Raw genomic sequence first — 20,341 nt, 5'->3', positions numbered from 1 at the left:
CTCCCTCAGGACTGCTGCCGGAAGAGCTGCTGCAGGCCGTCGGACGTGCGGTTGGCGATGTTCGAGGTCAGTTGGCAGTTGAACATGAACTCGTGGCACTGGACGGTCAGGCCGATCATCTCGCCGGGCGTGATCGCCGCGCCCTTGGCCTCGGCCGCCTTGGCGTGGGCGGCCAGGTTCGAGGCCTGGCCGTTGACGAACTCCAGCTGGTTGAAGATCCCCTTCATGGCCGGGGCCAGGGCTTCAGGGCCGGACAGGCCGGACACACCCGACGCGCCGGCCGTGTGCAGGGCGTTCTGGAACTGGACGGCGTCGGTCAGGCTGGCGCCGTAGCCGACCTGGGCGACCTGGGGCGATGCTTCCTGGGGGACGGCCAGGGCGGCCGCCGATACGGGGTCGAAGGACATGGGCGTCCTCTCCGCTGAAGAGGCCGCTTAGTTCTTGCGGGCCATGGTTTCGAGGGCGCGGCCGACGCTGTCGACCGAGGTGCTTTCCGAATTGGCCATGAAGTTCATGCGCAGGCTCTCGGCCGTCAGCATGGCCATGACCGAAGGCTTGTCGTCGCCGCCGGTGCCGACCTGGTCGGACAGCTCGGTGATGCGCACGGCCTGGGAGTCGAGCACCTGGCCCCAGGCGTGGGCCATGGCCTCGAACCAGCTGCCCGGGCGGTTCTTGGTGTTGGAGCCCTGGAGGCTGGAGGCCACGGACATGGTCGCGTAATTCGAAATCGTGTCGGTCATCGTCGCTTCTCCTTGGATTTGTTGGGGTTGCTTCGCTCGCTCTCAGAACATCAGGCGGGTGGTCTCGCCGCCCTTCTCGACCAGCACGGCCTGGCTCTCGACGCCGACGATGCGGTCGCCCGTGGGCAGCATCGAGCCGGCGAAGTAGCGGGCGCCGTCGGCGGTGGCGACGTAGCCGGCCTCGCCGCCGACCACGGCCACCACGCGCTTGCCGGGACCCTGGTCGAACACCTGGCCCAGGCGGTCGCCGCCGGCGGCCCGCTCCACGTCGAGGGCGCGCAGGCCCTTGACGTCGTGCAGGGCGATCTTCTCGACCTTGGCCACGTCCTGGGCCGGGCCGGCGACCTGCACCCGCACGCGAGCCAGGCCGTTGGGACGGGCGGTGGCGGCCAGGCCGTTGGCCTGGAAGACGTCCTCGACGTTCTGCGCCAGGCTTTCGCTGGTCACGACCTCGACCCTGGCCGGCAGATCGCGGTTGCTGACCAGGCGGGTCAGCCGGGCCTTCTCGGCGTCGCGGTTGAGCACGCCGGCGATGACCAGCTTGCCGTTCTCCTCGGGCCGCACGGCCAGGGCGCCGTAGCCCTCCTGGCGCAGCAGGGCATGGAGCTTGGAGGGGCTGGCCTCCTGGCCGCCGAAGTGGGGCACGTTGGCGACGGCGTAGGTGACGCAGGCCAGGGCCGCGCCGAACACCAGCACCGGCACCAGATGCGGCGTGGCGCCGACGACCCGCACGCCGCGATCCAGCGTGCGCCGCAGCAGGCTGCGGCCGTCCTCGAACAGGCCGCCCTCTTCCTCCTCGACCGGCGGGGCCTCGACGGGCGCGGCGGCGTTCAGCAGGCGCTCGGCCTCGCGCCAGCGGGGGCTTTCCTCGGCGCCCAGGGCCAGGGCGTTGTCGCCGACGATCAGCGGCACGTAGCAGGGCAGCACCGCGCGGGCCGGCGCCTCCAGCCGGTGGCCGAGCATCTCGACCTGGCCCGACAGCACCTCGATGTCGGCGGCCTCCTCGCCGGCGATCAGCCGCACGCGGATGCCCTTGGCGCTGGCGTCGCGCAGGACGATGTCGGCGTCGAAGCCGTGGCCGAGTTCGGCGGCCTCGCCCGGCGGCATCGGCAGCAGGGCGCCGGCGACGCGGCCGGACAGCACCTTGAGGACGAGGGTCGCGGCGTGGACCTTCGCCAGGTCTTCCGTTGTGTCTTCGGGCGGCAGGGCTTGATGGGTCATGGGCCTAGCTCGGATTGGGGATGGGTTTCATCGTGCCGTCGGGCTGCGCCGCCACGGGAGGCGGCGCCGGCGGCAGCGGCTGGGCGGGGCCGCGGCGCGGACCCTTGGCGGGCTTGCGGTCGGTCGGCAGGGCCGGCGCGGCGGGCAGCGGGGCGTTCTCGAAGCCCGAAGCCGGCGCGTCGTAGCGCACCCCCGCCGGCGACGGAGACCGCGAGCCGATCGAGGCCAGGCGCGGGGTGATCAGGAACATCCGCTCGATGCGGCCGCTGCTGCGCTGCTGCACCTTGAAGAGGTTGCCCAGCACCGGGATCGAGCCCAGCACCGGGATCTTCGAAGAGCCGGTGGTGTCGGACTGCACGGTCATGCCGCCCAGCAGCAGGCTCTGGCCCTCGACGATCAGGGCCTGGGTGTTGAGCGCCGCGCGGCGGACGACGGGGATGTTGTCGACGCTGGCGTTGGTCAGCGAGCCGTCCTCGATGGTCACCAGCATGCGGATGCGGGTCTGGCCGGCGTCGCGGGTGACGTGCGGGGTGACGCGCAGGGTGGTGCCGGCGGTGACGTTGAAGAGGTCGACGTCGCGCTCGCCCGCTAGGCGGACGTAGAAGTCGCGGCTGTTCTCGAACACCGCCTCGACGTTCGACAGGGTGACGATCTGCGGCCGCGAGACGACGCGGGCGACGCCCTCGGTCTCCAGGGCGTTGAGGCGGGCGGCGAAATAGTCGCCGTTGCCGATGATCGTCGAGGCGATCAGGCCCTGGTAGGGCTTTGGCGAGGTGTTTCCGCGGGTGAGGTTGGTGTCTTCCAGGCCCGCCGGCGCATTGGGGCCACGGCCGAACTGAATGCCGCCGCTGCCGTCGTCGAACCGCCAGTTGATCCCCAGGTCGCGGGCCTTGGTGGTGTCGATGTCGATGATCGCCGCCTCGACCTCGAGCAGTTGCGGCTCGACGTCGAGGGCGCGGACCAGCTCCTCGTAGGCCGACATGCGCTCGGCGACGTCGCGGACGATAATGGCGTTGAGGCGGCTGTCGGCCTGCACCCGCACGGGGTTGGGCGGGGCGTAGACGCCGGTCTGCTCGTTGGCGAGCGGCTGGCCCAGGGTCCCCTGCCCTTCGGCGCCGTAGAACGAACCGCCCGCATTGGGCGTGCCGAGCGTGGCCAGGCCCTGGCCGCGCAGGCCCTGGACGGCGGCGGGCAGCGCCGTCTCGCTGCGGGCGGCCGCGCCGGAGCGCTCGTTGGTCTCGGAACTGACCAGCGAGCGGATGATCGAGGCCACGCCCGGGATGGTCACCTGCTTGGCGCCCACCGTCAGGTTCACGTCGTCGGCCCAGCCGTAGCGCAGGTAGAAGACCCGGTACTGCAGGGTCGGCGACGCCGCCTCGGCCTGCACGCCGCCGCGCGCCAGTTCGTCCACCTGCTGCAGGAAGCGCGGCGAGCCGGTGGCCACCAGCATGTCGCCGGTGGCGCGCAGGGTGTTGCGGCCGTCGAGCAGGCCAAGCTGCCGCGCGGCGCGATCGACCCGGCGCGAGGCCGAGCCGGAGATCGGGAAGCTGCGGCTGGAGAGCTGGGCGGCGGTGTACACATAGGCCGCGCCGCCGTCGTAATAGGTGACGAGGTCGAAGGCCTTGGAGATGTCGGCGTCGATCTTGGCGGCCGGGCCGCGGAAGACGCCGTTGATCGTGCCGGCCACCTGCGAGGAGACGATCACCGGCACACCGACCTGATTGTAGAAGTTCTGCAGGAACTGGGCGATCGGCTGTTCGCGGGCTGTCAGGTCGATGGTGCGGCCGCCCAGCGGAACCTCGCCGGCGCTGACCTGCGGCGCGGTGGCGGCCAGGGCGGCGGCGACCGCCGCGGCGACGCCCATCCGGGCGGCGCGGCGAACGCTGGGTCTATCCTTCTGAAGGGACATTCTGTCTCCGGGTTCAGGCGGCCGCCGAAGCGGGCGGCGGCGGCGGTTCGGGATCGTTGGGCACGACGGTCAGGGGCTCGCGCGGGAAGGCCACGCGGCCGGCCACGTCGAGCTTCAGGGTGGGCAGGAGTTCATGGAACGACAGGACGCCGAGGTCGAAGCGGCGGGCCTCGACCAGCTTGCGCACATGCCGGCGCAGGTCGATGGCGGCCAGCACGACGGCCGCCCCGCTCTCGTCGACCTTGGCCAGGATCGCGTCGGTGACGCGGCGGGCCATGTCGGGATCGAGGGCCAGCTGCTGGGCGCCGGCGCCGGTGCGGATGGCCTCGCGCAGGTGCTGCTCCAGCGGCGGCTCCAGCACCACGGCGCTGAGGGCGCCGTCGGGGGCGTAGCGGTGGCTGATCTGGCGGCGCAGGGCGACGCGGGCGAACTCGGTAAGGGCGAACGGATCCTTCTCGCGCTGGCCGGCGTCGGCCAGGGCTTCGAGGATGTCGCGCTGGTTGCGCAGCGGCACCTCTTCCTCGGCGAGGCGCCGCATGACCTCGGCGATGCGGGCCAGAGGCAGGGCGCGGGCGGCTTCCTTGACCACCTCGGGATAGTCGGCGCCGGCGCGGGTCAGCAGGTTGCTGGCCTCCTGGATGCCGACGAAGAGGCCGGCGTTGCGGCGCAAAGCCTGGCGTACGGCGTCCTGCAATTCGGAGAGATCCGCCGGATGAACCAGATCGCCCGCGCCGATAGGGGCTTCGAAGGCCAGCAGCCGCCAGCGCGGCGCTCCGGAGCCCTCGCCGTAATGGAACGAGGCGCGCGGCAGGGCCACGCCCAGGCGCAGCTCGAACTCCTCCAGCACCTCCTCCAGGCCCCGGGTCAGGACCGCGCCCTCGTGGCGGCGGACACTGTCGCCGTCCAGCTCGAGCAGCAGCGGCACCACCGGCTGGGCTTCCTGGATCTTGGTGCGGGCGGCGGCGGGCGAGGCCTTGGCCTCGTCGGCGGCGGCGCGGGCCGGCGCGAGCTTGCGGGTCAGGCGGGCGCGCATGTCGACGTCGACCAGGGCGCCGGTGATCATCGCCGCCCCGCCCAGCAGCAGGAAGATCACCGCCGGGAAGCCGGGCACCAGGGCCATCAGCCAGCAGATGCCGCCGGCCACCAGGAACACCCGGGGCTTGGCCGAAAACTGCCGGCGCATGGCGTCGCCCAGGTGGGTCTCGCTGTCCTCGTCGGTGGTGCGGGTGACGATCAGGCCGGCGGCCATGGCGCCCAGCAGCGCCGGGATCTGGGTGACCATGCCGTCGCCGATGGTCAGGATCGAGTACTTGTGGATCGCCGAGCCGAAGTCGAGGCCCTGCTGCAGCATGCCGATGGCCAGCCCGCCCAGCAGGTTGATGACCACGATGATGATGCTGGCGATGGCGTCGCCTTTGACGAACTTCATCGCGCCGTCGAGGCTGCCGTGGAGCTTGCTCTCCATCTCCAGCACGCGCCGGCGGCGCTTGGCCTCGTCCTTGTCGATCATGCCCGAGCGCAGGTCGCTGTCGATCGACAGCTGCTTGCCCGGCATGGCGTCGAGGCTGAAGCGCGCGGCGACCTCGGCCACCCGCTCGGCGCCCTTGGCGATGACGATGAACTGCACGACGGTGATGATCAGGAACACCACCAGCCCGACCACCAGATTGCCGCCGGCGACCATGTTGCCGAAGGTGTCGATGATGTGCCCGGCGTGGCCCTCGATCAGGATCATCCGGGTCGTGGCGATCGACAGGGCCAGGCGATAGAGCGTGGTGATCAGCAGCAGGCTGGGGAACACCGAAAACTCGACGATGGTCGAGATGTAGATCGCCACCAGCAGCAGCATGACGCCGAAGCAGATGTTCACCGCCACCAGGGCGTCGAGCGCCAGGGCCGGCATCGGCAGGATCATCAGGGCGACGATGGCCACGACGCCGGCCACCAGGAACAGGTCGCTGAACCGTGCGACGACGCCCTGGCGCGGCCGCCCCTGAAGGCGCTTGAGATAGGTTTCGACGCTCATCGGGCTGTCCTCAGAAGCCGCCGCGCGCCGAGACCAGGCCGCGATAGCGGTCGAGGACGCTGGAGACGTAGCCCTGCGTCTCGCGATAGGGCGGGATCTTGCGGCCGTACTTCATGACCGCGCCCTCGCCGGCGTTGTAGGCCGCCAGCACCAGCTCCAGGTCGTTGCCGAACTGGCCCTGCAGGGTCTTCAGATAGGCCGCGCCCGTGCGGATGTTGACCATCGGGTCGCCCAACTCGACGGCCGGGTCGCGCACCCCGAAGCGCCTGGCCGTGGCCGGCATGATCTGCATCAGCCCCCGGGCGCCTTTGGGCGAGATCGCCCCCGGATTGGCGCGGGACTCCACGTGCATCACGGCGCGCAGCAGGTCGGGATCGATGTCGAAGTCACGGCCGGCGGCGGCCACCAGCGGCGCGTAGAGGGTGGACCCGGAGGCGCCCCGGACCAGCACGACCGGCGCCGGCGCGATGCGTCCAGCCGAGATCACGGTGCTGGCCAGTTGGGGTCCGTCATAGAGCCGGAGCTGTTCCGACACCCCTGTCGGTTGTGTTTCAGCGACGCAATCTATGCGCGCCAGGGAAAACTTTTCGTTGATCGGAAGGGCGCTGCTGAATTTCAAGCCGTCAGCGGTCACGCATTCATATGCGAACACTGGACTTGAACAAAATAAGACTAAACACACGCTCGACGCCACTACGCGGAACTTGCGCATAAATCTGTCCCTCTATGCAGCGCCCCGCCTGTGCATACTACCCGTTCAAAAGCTAGCTTTCGTGTATCAATCCTGTCAACCACGGAATTAAAACAATTTTCATACTCAGTATACTGCCTTCCAGGCATCATATTCTATGGCTTAGCTTAAGAACTACTATGGCTAAGCTCGCCTCGTTTTGGCCATTTTTGGCGCGCTTGTCGGCTTTGCCGGTCCTTCGGCGCCGGTTGGTTTCGTCACGATCGTCGACAGACACACGCTATGGCTGAAAAGAACGACGGCGGGGACAAGACAGAGAAACCGACGCACAAGCGCCTGACCGACGCCCGCAAGAAGGGCGACGTTCCCAAGAGCAAGGACCTGACCTCGACCGTCGTGCTCGGCGCCTGGGTGCTGCTGGGAGCGATGACGGCGGGCTGGGCCTTCGACCGGCTGGGCGGCCTGTTCGACGAGGTGTTCGCGGTCATGGACCGCCCGTTCGCCGAGGCCTGGCCGATCGCGGCGGCCGCCAGCGGCAAGGTGTTCGTGGCCCTGACGGCCGTCACCTTCATCCCCGTGGCGATCCTGGGCATGCTGGCCGAGTTCGGCCAGGTCGGCCCGGTCTTCACCTTCGAGAAGATGAGCCCGAAGATGTCGCACATGAACCCCGGCGAGGGGCTCAAGCGGATGTTCAGCGTCGACAACCTGTTCGAGGTCGCCAAGTCGCTGGCCAAGACCCTGCTGCTGGGCGTGTTCACCTGGATCGTCGTGGCCCTGGCGTTCGACAAGCTGCTGGCCCTGCCGGCCAGCGAGGCCGACGGGGCGCTGTCGGCCTATGGCGGCCTGACCTTCCAGCTGCTGGCGGGCGTGGCGGTGCTGTTCGTCTTCGTGTCGCTGCTGGATCTGGCCTACCAGCGCTTTTCCTTCACCAAGAAGATGCGCATGAGCCGGCGCGACATCCGCCAGGAAGCCAAGGATTCCGAGGGCGATCCGCACGTGAAGGCCCACCGCCGGCAGCTGCACCAGGAGTGGGCGCAGCAGAACGCGGTGCAGGCCGCCCGCGACGCCTCGGTGCTGGTGGTCAACCCGACCCACATCGCCTGCGCCCTGGCCTACGACCCGGCCGAGCACGCCGTGCCGGTGCTGCTGGGCAAGGGCGAAGGCCTGATCGCCCAGGCCATGCGCGAGGCGGCCGAAACCGAGGGCGTGCCGATCATCCGCAATGTCGAGCTGGCCCGCGCCCTGCGCGACAAGGCCGCCGTCGACGACATCATCCCCCAGGACCTGTTCGCCGCCGTCGCCGAGGTGATCCTCTGGGCCCGCCGGCTCAAGGACGAGCAGGCCCAGGCCGCCGATAACCCGCCGCCCGACACGCCTTCGGGTCCCACCTTCCCGCCCCTCCCCTAGCCTGGAGCCACAGTTTGAGCGCCGTACTCGACCTGCTGACCGTCGCCCTTGCCCTGGCCATCGTGCTGGGCCTGGCCTTCTTCTCGCTGAAGCTGCTCAAGCAGGTGCAGGCGGGGCCGGCGACCGACGACCAGATCCGCTATCTGCGCGCCCTGCCCGTGGGCCAGCGCGAGCGGCTGACCCTGGTGGCCTATCGCGACGAGGTGTTCCTGCTGGGGGTGACGGCCGGCCAGATCACCGTGCTCGACCGCCGCGCCCGCACGCCCGAGGAGATCGCCGCCGAGGCCCGCGCCGGCGAGGAGGCCCGCATGCGCGCCGCCCGTCCGGCGGCGGCGGTGCGCCAGCTGATAGGGAAAACCCTAGCTAGGGAACGACCCGACTACTGACCGCCGCGGCGAGGTGGTTGTCTCGATTTGCCGGGCGACGGAGCGACGCTCCCAAGGCCCTCCGAGCAGACGGAAATCGAAGGAGCATCACATGTCTTTCCTGGGTATCGGCGGCGGCGGCAACCTGTTCAGCAGCATCGCCAACATCGCGCTGCAAGGCGCCCTGGGCGTCGCCACCGGCGGGGCCTCCCTGCTGGTCACCACGGCTCTGAAGAGCGTGCTGACGGCGGTGGGCGACCAGGTCCTGCAGCAGCTGGGCCAACAGCTGGGCCTGCCGCAAGGCGCCATCGACCTGGCCCAGGCGGCCTTCCATAGCGCCGCCGGCGATCCGGGCGGCGCGGTGCAGAACCTGGGCGAAGCCGTACAGGGCTTCAGCGACGCCGCGGGCTTCGACAACTTCCAGGCCGGCCAGGCCCAGCGCGACACCTTCGACGCGGTGGACTGGATCGTGAAGAACGCCCAGGAAGAGCTGCAGGCCGGTTCGGACGCCGAAGGCTCCAAGCGCGGCAAGGGCGCCAGCGCCCTGGCGGCGGCCGGCGGCGGCGAGAGCTTCCTGGTGAAGCTGGCCATCGCGCTCGGCACGGCGGTCGACAACAAGATGAACGACATGCTCGACATCGCCAAGGAGATCGACAACGCCAAGTCCAACAAGGACGAGTCGAAGGTCACCGAGATGAGCGCCAAGATGACCGCCTACGGCCAGGAGGCGAACATCATGAGCAACGCCCTCAACACCTCGCTGAAGACCATCGGCGAAGCCATCGCGGGTATCGCCCGGAAACAATAATACGACCAAGCGTTGTGGAGCATGCGGGCGCCGGTCATCGGCGCCCGCTACTTCATGTTTCAGGGGTAAAAAGGAAGCGCAGCATGCGAGTTCGCACTTTCGCCGCCATCGTCGCCGCAGCCGGCCTGGGCCTTCAGGGTCCCGCCTTCGCCCAGCTCGACATGGTCACCCCGCAGTTCAACACCCAGGTGTTCAAGAACGTCCTGCAGTCCAACGACCGGGCCTTCGGGCGCGGGGGGACGAGCCCTGGCCGCAACGGCGTCGCGGCCGGCGCCAGGCCGCTGTTCCCGCAGGCGGGCGCGGCCGCATCCGCCCGTCCGCCGGTGCGCGGCGCCACCCCGACCACCTACCGCGCCTCGCCGGCCGTCAGCGCCCGGGTGCAGAAGCAGTTCTCCGAATTCATGGCCAGGCAGGCCGGCGCCGACGGCGGCCGCCAGGTGGCCGACGCCATGCGCCGCACCGACCCGGTCCGCAACTGGAGCCAGCTGGTGGCCTCAGACGGCCTGCGTCCCGGCGACAGCGCCGACGCCCTGGCCGCCTACTGGGTGCTGAACTGGGTGATGGCCAACCGCGGCGACAACAACCGCGCCCAGACCCTGGCGGTGCGCGAGCAGGTCCGGCCGATGATCGCCGCCAACCCGGCCTATTCCAACCTCAACGAGGGCCAGCGCCAGGAGTTCTCCGAGGTGCTGATGCTGAACTTCCTGATCCAGCAGGCCGCCTATGTCGACGCCATGAAGCGCGGCGACCAGCGCGCCCAGCAGCAGTTGGGCGACGCGGCCGTGGCCCGCTTCAAGACCGAGATGGGCGTGGATCTGCGCACCCTGACCCTGACAGACCGCGGCCTCGTGCAGCGGCGCTAGAGGAGCCTCCTTCGATGACCGTCGCCCCCGTCTCGACCAGCGCCTCCACCTCCGCCTCTTCGGCCGCCGGCCCCGACCGGCTGGACCGCGAGATCGACCGCTTCGAGGCGACCGGCGAGGTCTCGCAAGGTCTCGTGGAAGAAGCCCAGGCGGCCGGCGGCGAGGCCTTCGCCCAGCGGCTCGACCGCCTGCCGCCCGCCCGTCGCGGCGCGCTGGAAGGCGCCCTGGCCGACAAGGGCCTGCTCGGTCTGGTCGGCGACACCGCCGGATCTCTGGTGAGCGGAACGGTGGACACCGCCGTCGGCGTGGTCGACGTCGCCGCCGACGGCGCGGTCGAGACCCGCTCCGAACGCCAGGTCGAGGACGCCCGCGAGAACGGCCAGGACCAGCGGATGAGCAGCATCCAGGCCCAGTCGCATTTCGACGCCGTGCTCTCGCCCGCCCGCCGTCTCAACGCTCCGCCCGCCTCGCTGGACTGGGCGGCGGCCTTCCCGAGCCCGGTAGACCAGCCGACCGTGCGGGCGGATCCGCGCTAGGGCCAGCCTCAACTCCATCATCCGACTTTCAACGACCTATTGCGTTGTCATCCCGGCCGTAGCGAAGCGGAGCGCCGGGATCTCCCACCGTGCCAAGCCCGCAGGCGTGGGAGATCCCGGCTCTACGGACCGCTGACGCGCTCCTCCGGCCGGGATGACAAGCTATTTTGGAATATCCGGTGACCTAAGCCGGCGCGCGCAGGCTTTCGGTCGCCCCCTCGACGATGCGCACGAACTGCTCGACGGCGTCGCTGCGGGCGGTTCCGGGCCCCGGCTCGCGTTGCAGGCCGGCGGCCAGCGAGCGGATCAGGGGCTCGACCAGGCCCGAGGGTGTCATGTGCGGCTTGTCGGCGGCCTGGGCGCGCAGTTCGCGGGCGAAGTCGGCCAGCACCCGCTCGATGCGTCCGGCGTCGACCGGCGAGGTGGCTGACAGCCTGCCGGCCACCGACTGGCCGCTCTGGGCCGCCAGGGTTCGCAGTTCGCCGCCGACGCTGGCGGCGCCAGGCTGGCCGTGCTCGGCCCAGACGAAGGCGGCGGCCTGGCCGCGATCGCCGCCGCGCAGAGGATCGACCACCGCCGCGCCGGCGATGGTCGCCATCGCCTCCAGCGCCAGCCGGGCCGCGCCGGCGCGGGCGGCCGTGGTGGACGGGGTCGAAGCGGAGAGATCGACTCCCGAGGCCCGCTCTACGGGACGGATCACGACGCGCCCTCCTCGACCTTGACCACCCGCAGGCCGGGCTTCAGCGCGCTCCAGCCCACTTCCGAGCCGATCGCCTGCTGGCTGTTGCGGCCGTCGGCCAGCTCCTCGTTCTCGCCGTCGAACTGCACGACCGCCAGGCGCTTGCCGCCGCGCGCGATCGCGAACCGCGCCCAGGGATAGCCGTCGAGGATCGTCAGCCGCGCGTCGGGCAGCGCCGCCGACAGGTCGGCCACGCTCGCTCCCTGAGAAATGGCGCCCTGCGCGATCGCGCCCGGCGCCGGGCGTACATAGCGGCCGGAGAGATCCGCGCCGGCGCCGCAGCCCTGAAAGTCGGTGGTCACGGTCGCCGTCTCCGCCTTGAGCTCCACGTGCGCCGTGGCCGGCCGCGCCGCCAGGTCGGCGGCGGTGAGGGTGGTGTTGGCGCCATCGAAAGGCACGACCTGAGCGTCGATGCGTCCGTCCTTCAGCTCGCCCTCGGCCTCGAGCTGGCAGTCGGCCGCCGTGGCCGCGCCATCGGCGCTCGCGCCGCCCGAGAGGCTGATCCGCCAGACCTCGCCCTTGGGCGTCAGAACCAGCCGGCCGCGGCGCTGGCCGCTCATCACGTAGCTTCCCCCAGGGCTTCCCCCGGGCGTTCCGGCCGCCGACGTCTTCGCGGCCTCAGCGGTGCCGGCGGCGGCCATGGGTAGGGGGGGGACGGCCGCCGCCGGTCGCTCACAACCGGCGAAGGCCAGCGCGAGGGCGATGAGGGTTGGGGGAGCAAGCTTCATCGTCGGGGTCATCCGGAACGGGTCAGGCGATTGAACGCCGGCCCGCCGCGGCGGTTCTCATCGGCCCAGCATCGCCAGGGCGTCCCGGCGTTCGCTGGCGAAACGGTTGGCGACCGAGGCCTGGACGTCGGCCGAGGCGCTGGTGAAGTAGGCGAGCGCCCCGCTGGCGTCGCGCTTGCCGCGCTCGTCGTAGATGGCGTTGATCAGGGCGCGGTCGTAGGTCTGGCCGTCGGCCGGGGTGAGCCCCTGCCCTTCCACCCGCGCCATGGCCTTGACCACCGCGCCGGTCTCCGGCCCGTGCTGCACCGAGGTGGACCAGACCACGTCGCGGATCGCCGCCGAGCGGGTGGAGAGATCCACGCCCGTGTCGGTCTTCACCTTGTCGAGCTGCACCTGATAGTGCGTGCGCTGGATGTAGTCGTGCTGGGCGGCCTCGAACTTTTCGGGCTCGCGGGCGGCGATCGCCTTCCACGTGGCCGTGAAGCTGGCCGAGCCGGGGCTGGCGCCGCCGAACTCGGCGGCCCACTGGCGGCCCTCGGCGGCGAGGAACTCCTGCGGCCGGCCGCGATTGCCGGCCAGCTGGTAGGTGCCGTACGACACCCCGCCCGGATCGCCCGCCCCGCTCGACACCGTGCCGGGACCGCGCCCGCCGGTCTCGTACTGCTCCGACAGGGCGCCGATCCGCGCGTCGCCGGGGCCTTGCGTCTGGGTCGTGGTCGTCGTCCCGCCGGGCGGGCCCTGACGGTCGACGTTCACGAGCACGTAATTGAAGCTCTTCTGGTCGCCCAGGCCGTTCCAGAACGCCTGGAAGTCGCCGGGCTTCAGCGTCTGGCAGCCGGCCGAGCCGGTATTGGTATTGCCGCCGGCGTGGAACAGGAACGAGTTGTCGGTGCTGACGCCGGTTCCCTTCGTGTCCTTCGCATCGATCAGGCCGTCGTGGTTGGTGTCGCGTTGGACCGCATGGTTCTCGGTCGGGCGCAGCACGTTCCCGAGGTTCGAGCTCGTGCTCTTCTGGAAGGTGACCGTGCCCTCGGCGATGCGGCCCAGTTCCTTGCGACCGTCGCCGTTGAAGTCGGCGCCATAGCGACCGTCGTACTGGGCCGAGGGCTCGGTGTTGGCGGCGTATTCCTGGACCTTGCCCTGCTGCAGAACGACGACCCGGTCGTCATAGGCGCCCTTGCCGCCGTTGGTGTTCAGACTGGTCTCGGTGCGCAGGCCCAGGATCACCTGCTTGCCGGCGGCCAGATCGGCCTTGGCCTGGGCGTCGCCATAGGCGTTCACGTAGCCGGCGTAGAGGTCGTACTTCTGGGCCTGGCTCAGGCCCTCGGTCGAGGGCAGGACACCGGTCGCCTGGCCGGTCGTGGTGGTGGTCGGCGTCGTCTGTTGGGTGGTCGTCGTCTGCGGTGTAGGCCGCGCGGCCGTCCCGCCGCCGGGGATCTGCAAGGCTTGCCCGACATGGATCAGGTTGGGGTTCGACAGATGATTGGCCTGGGCGATCGCCTGCCAGGAGACCCCGAACTGGGCGCCGATGCTGGAGAGGTTGTCGCCGGCCGCGACCTCGTAGCTGCGCGGCTCGGCGGCTGCGCCGGTCGGCAGGGTCACCGTCTGGCCCGGCCGGATGACGCTGGGATTGGTGATCTGCGGATTGGCCCGGATCAGGGCGTCCAGCGAGACGCCGTGCTTGTCGGCGATCCCCGAGAGGGTGTCGCCGGACTTGACGACATAGTCGTCCGAGCGCCCGCCGCCGCCCGCGCCGGACACGGATGACTGGGTGTTGAGGGACACGGCGGTCATCGGCAACTCCTGGTACGGACGCTTTCCTGCCGGGGACGCTAGTCCTCCCCCGCCCGCCGCATAACTAGGGACATCCCTAGCTAGGGACACTCCCAGCTATCGGGACGCCCCTCTCCGCCGCCATCGTTGGCCAGCCAAGGCGCAACGGAGGCCCCGCATGTCCGCCCTGAACGCAGCCGAGTCCCTCGGAGCCTCCAGCCGCGCCGCGTCGAGCGCGGCCGGCGCCGCGAGCGAGGCCTCCAGCCTGGTCGCCGCCAGCCGCACCGGCGGCCAGTTGAACACCAGCGAGCTGGCCGGCCAGCTTTCCGAGATCGCCAAATCCGATCCCGCCAAGGCCCAGAGCCTGCGCGCCGAGATCGAAGCCGACCTGTCGCCGACCGACCAGAAGCGCCTGGCCGACGACCTGGACGCCGCCAGCGCCGCCCAGAAGCAGGAGCTGATGCTCGACCTTGGCCAGATGGCGCTGGACGTCGCGGGCCTGTTCGACCCGACCCCGATCTCGGACGGCGCCAACGGCGTCATCTCGCTGTTCCGGGGCGACTTTCTCGGAGCGGGCCTGTCGGCCGTCAGCATGATCCCGTACATCGGCGACGCGGCCAAGCTGGGCAAGCTCGGCAAGTGGGCCGAGACGGTGAGCAAGGCCGCGGATCTCGCCAAGGTCGACAGCGCCTTCGCCGCGGCCGCCAGGCCGGCGCTGGAGAAGCTGAAGGGCGCGATCGACGCCCTGCCCCTGGACAAGCTGCCCGAGAGCGCCCGCAACACGCTGGAAACCGCCAGCCGCAAGCTGGACGAGGCGCTTTCCGCCCGCCCCCGCGTCGATCTGGAGCAAGGCGCCAAGGGCGGCTGGAACGCCAAGCTGAACGGCGAGCTGGCGGCCAACACCGACTATGTGGTCAGCGGTCGCTACACCTATCACACCGACGCCAAGGGCCGGGTCGAGCAGGTGACCGGCACGCTCGACCTCAAGCACGCCGACCGCAACGGCTACCAGCAGACCAAGGCGGGCCAGGAAGGCGGGATCAAGGACGGGGTCGAGGGCGACGAAGGCGGCCACCTGATCGCGGCGATCTTCAACGGCCCCGGCGAGCAGATCAACTACCACGCCATGGACGGCACGCTGAACAAGAGCGGCTGGAAGACCATGGAGAACGAGTGGGCCGCGGCCCTGAAGGACGGCAAGCAGGTCGATGTCGACATCAAGGCGGTGTTCGACGGCGCCTCCAAGCGGCCCGAGGCGTTCAGGGTGGAGTACGTCATCGACGGCAAGCCCTCGACCCGAACCTTCTTCAACGACTAATCTGAGCCGCGGAGGATTCCATGGCCGACATCGACACCCCCGAAGGCATCTACCGCCATGTGGGCCAGGCCCTGGCCGACAGCGTGGCCGAGCCCTGGTCGGAGATCCGCCTGCATGTCGACGTGATCGACGGCTCGGTGGGCCTGACCGGCGACTACACCCGGGCCGCCGGCGAGGTGGCCGACCTCGACGTGCGCAAGCTCGACTATTCGGTGTCGAAGGCGCTGCGCAACCTGCACCGCCTCACCGCCTCCAGCGCCCACGAGCCCTGGTCGAAGGCGGTGTTCTCGCTGAAGTCGGACGGGGCCTTCGACCTGAAGTACGACTACGCGGCGGCTTGAGGCCGCCTACTCGGCCTTCGGCTTCAGCAGCATGCTCGCGACCAGCTTGGCCTGCGGCAGGGTCAGGCCCCGTTTGACGGGATAGGCCTTGGTCCCGCAACTCATCGACAGCACCTCGTTGCCGAAGGTGCCCGGACGCTCGACCTGAAACTCGGCCTTGGGGTCTGCGGCCCGGGTGATAACGACGTCGTTCGCGTCGAACACGGTGAGGCTGCGGATCTTGGTGGCCCTCGCCGCGCAATCGAACTCATAGTTCAGGATCACGTAGGCTTCCTTCGGGTCGAACCGCTTGTCGAGGTTGAACAGGAGCGCCAGAGCCTCGCGGTTGTCGCCGACGGCCCGTTCGCTCGACCGATCGACCATGATCACCGTCCGGTCCGACTTGCCGGACAGCCAGTATTCCGCGCTGAGAGCCGGGCCCGCGAAGGCGAGAGCACCGGCCAGCAACCCGGCGGCGGCGAGTTTTCGGCCCATGTCTTCCCCATTGGCGATTGAGCTTAGGCCTCGCTACAGGACGCCCGCATGGCGCGCAATCGGCGCATCAACTCGCCCACGAGAAGACCTAGGATTTGGACGGACGAATAGCCGGCGCCAGCAGCACGCCCGCCGCCGCGACCAGCATCACCGCCGCCACGATCGCCGAGGCCTTGAGGCCGCTGACGATCCCCGCTCCCGCCAGCGCCCCGAAGATCGCCACCCCGGCCGCGCCGCCGACCTGGCGGCAGGCGTTGAGCACGCCTGAGGCCGCGCCGGCGTCGTGGCGGTCGACGCTGGCCAGCAGGCCGCTGGTCAGGGCCGGGATCGCCAGGCCCATGCCGCCGGGGATAAGGGCGAAGCCCGGCAGCATGTCCAGGAGGCCGCTGCCCTGCCCCAGCCGCGCGGTCAGGGCGTAACCGCAGGCGGCGACCAGCACGCCGCCGCTGGTGACGGCCCTGGCCCCGAAGCGTCCGACCAGGGATCCGCTCAGCAGGTTGGAGACGATGAAGGTCGCCGTCAGCGGCAGGAAGGCCAAGCCCGCCTTGCCCGGCGTCCAGTGCAGCGTCCGCAGCATGTAGAGGCCCAGCACGAAGATCAGGCCGTAATAGGTGAAGTTCAGGGCCGAGCCGACGACCACCGCGCTCCAGGCCGGCCGGCGGCGGAAGACGCTGAGGGGCATGGCCGGATGGGCCGCCCGGCGCTCGAACAGCACGAAGGCCAGCGCGAGAACGAGACCGGCGACCAGGGCCGCCAGCGGCGCGCCGCTCCATCCGCGATGGCCGCCCTCGATCAGTCCGCCGACCAGCAGGGTGACGGCGGCGGCGGCCAGGGCCTGGCCGACCAGGTCGAACGGGACCTTGGGCTTGGGCAGGCTCGGCGGGGCGACCAGCAGGGTCAGGATCACGCCGATCGCGCAGAGCGGCAGGTTGACGAAGAACACCCAGCGCCAACCCAGGGTCTCGACCAGCAGGCCGCCCAGCACCGGCCCGGCGGCGATCGAGACGCCGCCGGCGGCCGTCCACCAGCCGACCGCGGCCGCGCGCCGGCGGTCGTCGCCATGGGCGGCGTGGGCGATCAGGGCCAGGGACGGCGGGATCAGCAGAGCCCCGGCCGCGCCTTGCGCCACGCGGGCCAGGATCAGGGCCAGCGGGCTCGTCGCGAACCCGCAGGCGGCAGAGGCCAGGCCGAACAGCGCCAGCCCGGCCAGGAAGGCGCGCCGAGGTCCGATCCGGTCGCCAATCGCGCCGGCCGACAGCAGCATGGCCGCCAGGGCCAGCACATAGGCGTCGACCACCCATTGCAGCTGGGCCGTCGGCGCGTCGAACGCGTCGCCGATCGCGTCGAGGGCGACATTGACGATGGTGACGTCCAGCTGGGTGACCAGGAAGCCGAAGCTGGCGGCGGCGGTGATCCACGGCAGGCGGGAGGTCTGTGCGCTCATGGCCCCGGTCATGCGCCGATCCGGCGATGGAATGCTACACGCGCCGATGAACCATCGCGCCGGCGATGGGTCTAGAGTGGACCCATGGACGCCAACATCGCCACCCCCGCCGCCCTGATCGGCGACCCGGTCCGCGCCGCCATGCTGCAGGCCTTGCAGGACGGCCGCGCCCAGCCGGCCGGCGCCCTGGCCTGGGCGGCCGGGGTCAGCGCTCAGGCGGCCAGCAACCACCTGTCCAAGCTGGTCGAGGGCGGGCTGCTGGCGGTCGAGCGCGAGGGCCGGCATCGCTATTACCGCCTGGCCTCGGCCGAGGTGGCCCACGCCATCGAGGCGTTGTCGGCGATCGCCGCGCCGGTGCGCTCGCTGGAGGTCCCGCGCTCGCCCAAGGCCCGCGCCCTGCGCGAGGCCCGCTGCTGCTACGGCCATCTGGCCGGACGGCTGGGCGTGAAGGTGGCCCAGGCCCTGGTCGAGGGCGACCTGCTGACGCCGACGGACGGCAAGCTCTATGAGGTCACAGGCGCGGGCCGGGCCTGGTTCGACGAACTGGGGATCGCCGTCGAGGCCCTCTCCTCCCCGCGCGGCGTCGCCCGCCAGTGCCTGGACTGGACCGAGCGCCGCCACCACCTGGCCGGACCGCTGGGGGTCAGGCTGCTGGATGTCATGACCGCGCGAGGCTGGCTGGCCCTGGAGCCCAAGGGCCGCGCCGTGCGCCTGACGCCCGAGGGGGCGCGCGAGCTGAAGGCGCGGCTGGGCGTCAGCCTCGACGACGAGGGCCGCGTGGCGGCTTGAGGTCACTTCATCTCCCGTCATTCCCGCCCTTGTGGCGGGAAACCCTCTGTCAGCCGCAAGGGCAGTTGGGGCGACGTGCTCAGCACGTCGCTTGCGCCTCACTTGCGAGCGGAACCAGGGGTTCCCGCCACAAGGGCGGGAATGACGGGACTTGATATCGATCGTGGATTTGACTGGGGGAGGTCTCTGATCTCGCGCCTACGCTAGGGAATTCCCCAGCTAGTCCCGCCCCCGCCCCGCGCGCAGCATCCGCCCCTACGCTCACATCGAGGGACAGGGTCATGCGTATCGACGGCGGATCGGGGATCACGGCGACCAGCGACCGCAGCACGGTCGGAGCGAAGGCCGAGGTCGCGATCGACGCCCGGGTCGCGGCCGAATGGAACGCCCCCGCCTCGCGGCCGGCGGTGTCGGTCACGGCCCAGGCCGACGTGAAGGTCTCGGCCGTCGCGGCCGGCGGCGGCAAGGCGGCGGAACTGGCGCAGGCCAGGGTGCACATGGCCCTGGCCGCCGACGTCTATAACGACACCCCCAACCCGCCGGCCGGCTGGAGCGTGGCCGGCGACGAGGACCTGGCGCGGCTGGGCCTGGATCCCTCCGACCTCGAGGAGGCCGGCTCGGATTTCCGCGCCCGGGTCTATGTCGATACGGCGGGCGACTATGTGGTGGCCTTCCGCGGCACCCAGAGCGCCGCGGACTGGAAGGCCAACCTGCAACAGGGCCTGGGGCTGGACTCCGGCCACTACGACAAGGCCCTGCTGATCGGCGAGCGGCTGCGGACGGCGGGCGAGGACGTCACCCTGACCGGCCATTCCCTGGGCGGGGGCCTGGCCTCGGCGGCGGCCGTCGCCTCGGGCCTGCCGGCCGACACCTTCAACGCCGCGGGCCTGCACGAGGACACGCTGGAGGCCGCCCAGGCCGGCGGCGCGCCCGCGCCCCAGGTCGACGCCTACTATATCGACGGCGATCCGCTGAGCCGGGTGCAGGACGGCGGCGACCGCTGGCTGGGCGCGGGCCTCGGCGGTCTCGTGGGCGGGATCCCCGGCGCGATCCTGGGCGGCCTGTTCCTCGACGCCCCGCCGGCCTATGGCGAGCGCCACGCCTTGACGGCGGTCGGCCCCGAGGGCCAGTCAGGCGACGACGCCTCGCTGCTCGACCTGCACGGCCAGGCCTGGCTGACCTCCAGCCTTGACGCGGCCTATCGCGCGGCCGCCAACTGAGGCCCGTGACCCGTTCGGCCCGGATCGCCGCCCTGGCGGCCTCGATGGTGATGATGACGGACGCTGCGCTTGCCTCATGCTTCGTCGGCGGCACCGCCCTGCCCGACGCCCGCGCGGCACTGGCGGCGGCCGACCACGGCCAGGCCGGTCGCGACCTGATGGCGGCGGTGATCAAGGGCGATGTCGACGAGACCGCCCGCCGCCTGCGCGCCGATCCAGCCCTGAAGGCCACGCGCGGCGGTCCCAACGGCGACCTCCTCAGCCTGGCGATCGCCCGCTGCGACAAGCCGATGGTCACGGCGCTGCTGGACCTGGGCGTCCCGCCCGACGGCGGGGGCGACGCTATCCCGCTGAGTCTGGCCCTGCGCGCCAGGGATCCGGTCTTCGCCACCCAGCTGCTGGCCGCCGGCGCCAATCCGCAGCGGCGTGACACCTACTGGCCGCTGAAGGCCGCGATCGGGCTCAATTCGCTGGGCGCCGTGCGCCTTTTGCTCCAGCACGAGGCGCGGGTGAACGACCACGATCCCACGGGCGCTACGCCGCTGCGCATCGCCATCGAGCAGCAGAACTTCCGCATCGCCCAGCTGCTGCTCGACGAAGGGGCCGATCCCTGGGCCGTCGGCAGCAACGGCGAGACGGTGGCCACCGTGCTGGCCGGCCCCATGCGCCCCGGCGAGTCGGAGGAACAGGCCGCCCGTCCGCGCGTGATCGAGACCCTGAAGAAAAACGGCTGGCGCCTGCCTGGCGCGCCCGACGCCCGCGAGACCCGCCGACTCACCCTGACCGGCGCCTGGCCCCCGCCCGAAGCCCGCGCCGCCGGCTGGAAATCCCCGCCGCCCGAAGCGGTCGTCGCCCGCATGCGCCGGTTCTGGACCGAAACCGGCGACAAACGGCGCAATTAGGCGCGAATTGCCCGCCAAGGGCGGTGTTTTCAGTGATTTTGCGGGGG

The 20,341-nt window shown here is 70.9% G+C and carries 21 protein-coding genes; 10 read left to right on the top strand and 11 right to left on the bottom strand.

What is annotated here, in order from left to right; translation table 11 throughout:
• Window positions 1-5: 5 nt before the first annotated feature.
• Genes AC1RRS_RS20855 through AC1RRS_RS20830 form a run of 6 tightly spaced genes read right to left on the bottom strand, consistent with a single transcriptional unit; the run spans window position 6 to window position 6,431 of the window.
• Window positions 6-407 (bottom strand): hypothetical protein, encoded by a 402-nt coding sequence (locus AC1RRS_RS20855; RefSeq protein WP_110119745.1) that lies wholly within the window; start codon window positions 405-407, stop codon window positions 6-8.
• A 27-nt stretch (window positions 408-434) separates the two neighbouring features.
• On the bottom strand, window positions 435-740 hold the full coding sequence (locus AC1RRS_RS20850) for a hypothetical protein (RefSeq protein ID WP_492856830.1): 306 nt from the start codon (window positions 738-740) through the stop codon (window positions 435-437).
• 42 nt (window positions 741-782) lie between these two features.
• The gene (locus tag AC1RRS_RS20845) at window positions 783-1,961 is read right to left on the bottom strand and encodes a SctD/MshK family protein (protein ID WP_492856829.1); all 1,179 of its coding nucleotides are present in this window, start codon (window positions 1,959-1,961) and stop codon (window positions 783-785) included.
• A gap of 4 nt (window positions 1,962-1,965) precedes the next feature.
• Window positions 1,966-3,870 (bottom strand): type III secretion system outer membrane ring subunit SctC, encoded by a 1,905-nt coding sequence (gene sctC, locus AC1RRS_RS20840; protein ID WP_492856828.1) that lies wholly within the window; start codon window positions 3,868-3,870, stop codon window positions 1,966-1,968.
• 13 nt (window positions 3,871-3,883) lie between these two features.
• Entirely contained in the window at window positions 3,884-5,896 is a 2,013-nt protein-coding gene (locus AC1RRS_RS20835) for an FHIPEP family type III secretion protein (RefSeq protein WP_492856827.1), read from the bottom strand.
• Window positions 5,897-5,906: 10 nt separating this feature from the next.
• Window positions 5,907-6,431 (bottom strand): lytic transglycosylase domain-containing protein, encoded by a 525-nt coding sequence (locus AC1RRS_RS20830; RefSeq protein ID WP_492856826.1) that lies wholly within the window; start codon window positions 6,429-6,431, stop codon window positions 5,907-5,909.
• Between the two features lie 438 nt (window positions 6,432-6,869).
• On the opposite strand from AC1RRS_RS20830, the gene sctU reads away from it, so the two are divergent.
• From sctU to AC1RRS_RS20805, 5 genes are all read left to right on the top strand, one after another.
• Window positions 6,870-7,994 carry a type III secretion system export apparatus subunit SctU gene (sctU, locus tag AC1RRS_RS20825; RefSeq protein ID WP_492856825.1) on the top strand — a complete coding sequence of 375 codons (1,125 nt, stop codon included), beginning with the start codon at window positions 6,870-6,872 and terminating at the stop codon, window positions 7,992-7,994.
• Window positions 7,995-8,008: 14 nt separating this feature from the next.
• The gene (locus AC1RRS_RS20820; protein WP_110119740.1) at window positions 8,009-8,380 is read left to right on the top strand and encodes a FliO/MopB family protein; all 372 of its coding nucleotides are present in this window, start codon (window positions 8,009-8,011) and stop codon (window positions 8,378-8,380) included.
• 91 nt (window positions 8,381-8,471) lie between these two features.
• Window positions 8,472-9,167 (top strand): hypothetical protein, encoded by a 696-nt coding sequence (locus tag AC1RRS_RS20815; RefSeq protein ID WP_492856824.1) that lies wholly within the window; start codon window positions 8,472-8,474, stop codon window positions 9,165-9,167.
• Window positions 9,168-9,250: 83 nt separating this feature from the next.
• Window positions 9,251-10,030, top strand: a complete 780-nt coding sequence (locus tag AC1RRS_RS20810; RefSeq protein WP_492856823.1) for a DUF6683 family protein — start codon at window positions 9,251-9,253, stop codon at window positions 10,028-10,030.
• Window positions 10,031-10,044: 14 nt separating this feature from the next.
• Window positions 10,045-10,566 carry a hypothetical protein gene (locus AC1RRS_RS20805; RefSeq protein WP_492856822.1) on the top strand — a complete coding sequence of 174 codons (522 nt, stop codon included), beginning with the start codon at window positions 10,045-10,047 and terminating at the stop codon, window positions 10,564-10,566.
• Between the two features lie 184 nt (window positions 10,567-10,750).
• Here the strand turns inward: AC1RRS_RS20805 and AC1RRS_RS20800 are convergent, their stop codons facing one another.
• The 3 genes from AC1RRS_RS20800 to AC1RRS_RS20790 form a co-directional block, all read right to left on the bottom strand.
• On the bottom strand, window positions 10,751-11,266 hold the full coding sequence (locus tag AC1RRS_RS20800; RefSeq protein WP_492856821.1) for a hypothetical protein: 516 nt from the start codon (window positions 11,264-11,266) through the stop codon (window positions 10,751-10,753).
• A complete protein-coding gene (locus AC1RRS_RS20795; RefSeq protein WP_492856820.1) occupies window positions 11,263-11,865 on the bottom strand; it encodes a hypothetical protein in 603 nt (200 codons plus the stop codon). Before AC1RRS_RS20795 ends, AC1RRS_RS20800 begins: the two co-directional genes overlap by 4 nt.
• Before the next feature lie 225 nt (window positions 11,866-12,090).
• Entirely contained in the window at window positions 12,091-13,827 is a 1,737-nt protein-coding gene (locus AC1RRS_RS20790) for a LysM peptidoglycan-binding domain-containing protein (protein WP_492856819.1), read from the bottom strand.
• 157 nt (window positions 13,828-13,984) lie between these two features.
• On the opposite strand from AC1RRS_RS20790, the gene AC1RRS_RS20785 reads away from it, so the two are divergent.
• Window positions 13,985-15,124, top strand: a complete 1,140-nt coding sequence (locus AC1RRS_RS20785; RefSeq protein WP_492856818.1) for a DNA/RNA non-specific endonuclease — start codon at window positions 13,985-13,987, stop codon at window positions 15,122-15,124.
• A 20-nt stretch (window positions 15,125-15,144) separates the two neighbouring features.
• A complete protein-coding gene (locus AC1RRS_RS20780) occupies window positions 15,145-15,465 on the top strand; it encodes an immunity protein YezG family protein (RefSeq protein ID WP_110119735.1) in 321 nt (106 codons plus the stop codon).
• A gap of 6 nt (window positions 15,466-15,471) precedes the next feature.
• On the opposite strand, the gene AC1RRS_RS20775 is transcribed toward AC1RRS_RS20780, so the two are convergent.
• Both AC1RRS_RS20775 and AC1RRS_RS20770 read right to left on the bottom strand, forming a co-directional pair.
• Window positions 15,472-15,939: a surface-adhesin E family protein gene (locus tag AC1RRS_RS20775; protein WP_492856817.1), complete on the bottom strand. Its 468-nt coding sequence runs from the start codon at window positions 15,937-15,939 to the stop codon at window positions 15,472-15,474.
• Window positions 15,940-16,027: 88 nt separating this feature from the next.
• Complete coding sequence (locus tag AC1RRS_RS20770; protein ID WP_492856816.1) at window positions 16,028-17,395, bottom strand: MFS transporter; 1,368 nt, start codon at window positions 17,393-17,395, stop codon at window positions 16,028-16,030.
• Window positions 17,396-17,467: 72 nt separating this feature from the next.
• On the opposite strand from AC1RRS_RS20770, the gene AC1RRS_RS20765 reads away from it, so the two are divergent.
• From AC1RRS_RS20765 to AC1RRS_RS20755, 3 genes are all read left to right on the top strand, one after another.
• Window positions 17,468-18,172, top strand: coding sequence for an ArsR/SmtB family transcription factor (locus AC1RRS_RS20765; protein ID WP_492856815.1), 705 nt, complete (start codon window positions 17,468-17,470; stop codon window positions 18,170-18,172).
• Between the two features lie 281 nt (window positions 18,173-18,453).
• On the top strand, window positions 18,454-19,392 hold the full coding sequence (locus tag AC1RRS_RS20760; RefSeq protein WP_492856814.1) for a Tle-like phospholipase domain-containing protein: 939 nt from the start codon (window positions 18,454-18,456) through the stop codon (window positions 19,390-19,392).
• 5 nt (window positions 19,393-19,397) lie between these two features.
• Window positions 19,398-20,294 carry an ankyrin repeat domain-containing protein gene (locus AC1RRS_RS20755; RefSeq protein WP_492856813.1) on the top strand — a complete coding sequence of 299 codons (897 nt, stop codon included), beginning with the start codon at window positions 19,398-19,400 and terminating at the stop codon, window positions 20,292-20,294.
• Window positions 20,295-20,341 lie beyond the last annotated feature (47 nt).

Source organism: Caulobacter sp. GW821-FHT12A07, from assembly GCF_058807655.1.
Note: the sequence above shows the minus strand (reverse complement) of the source record. Positions and strands in the feature narration are given on the sequence as shown.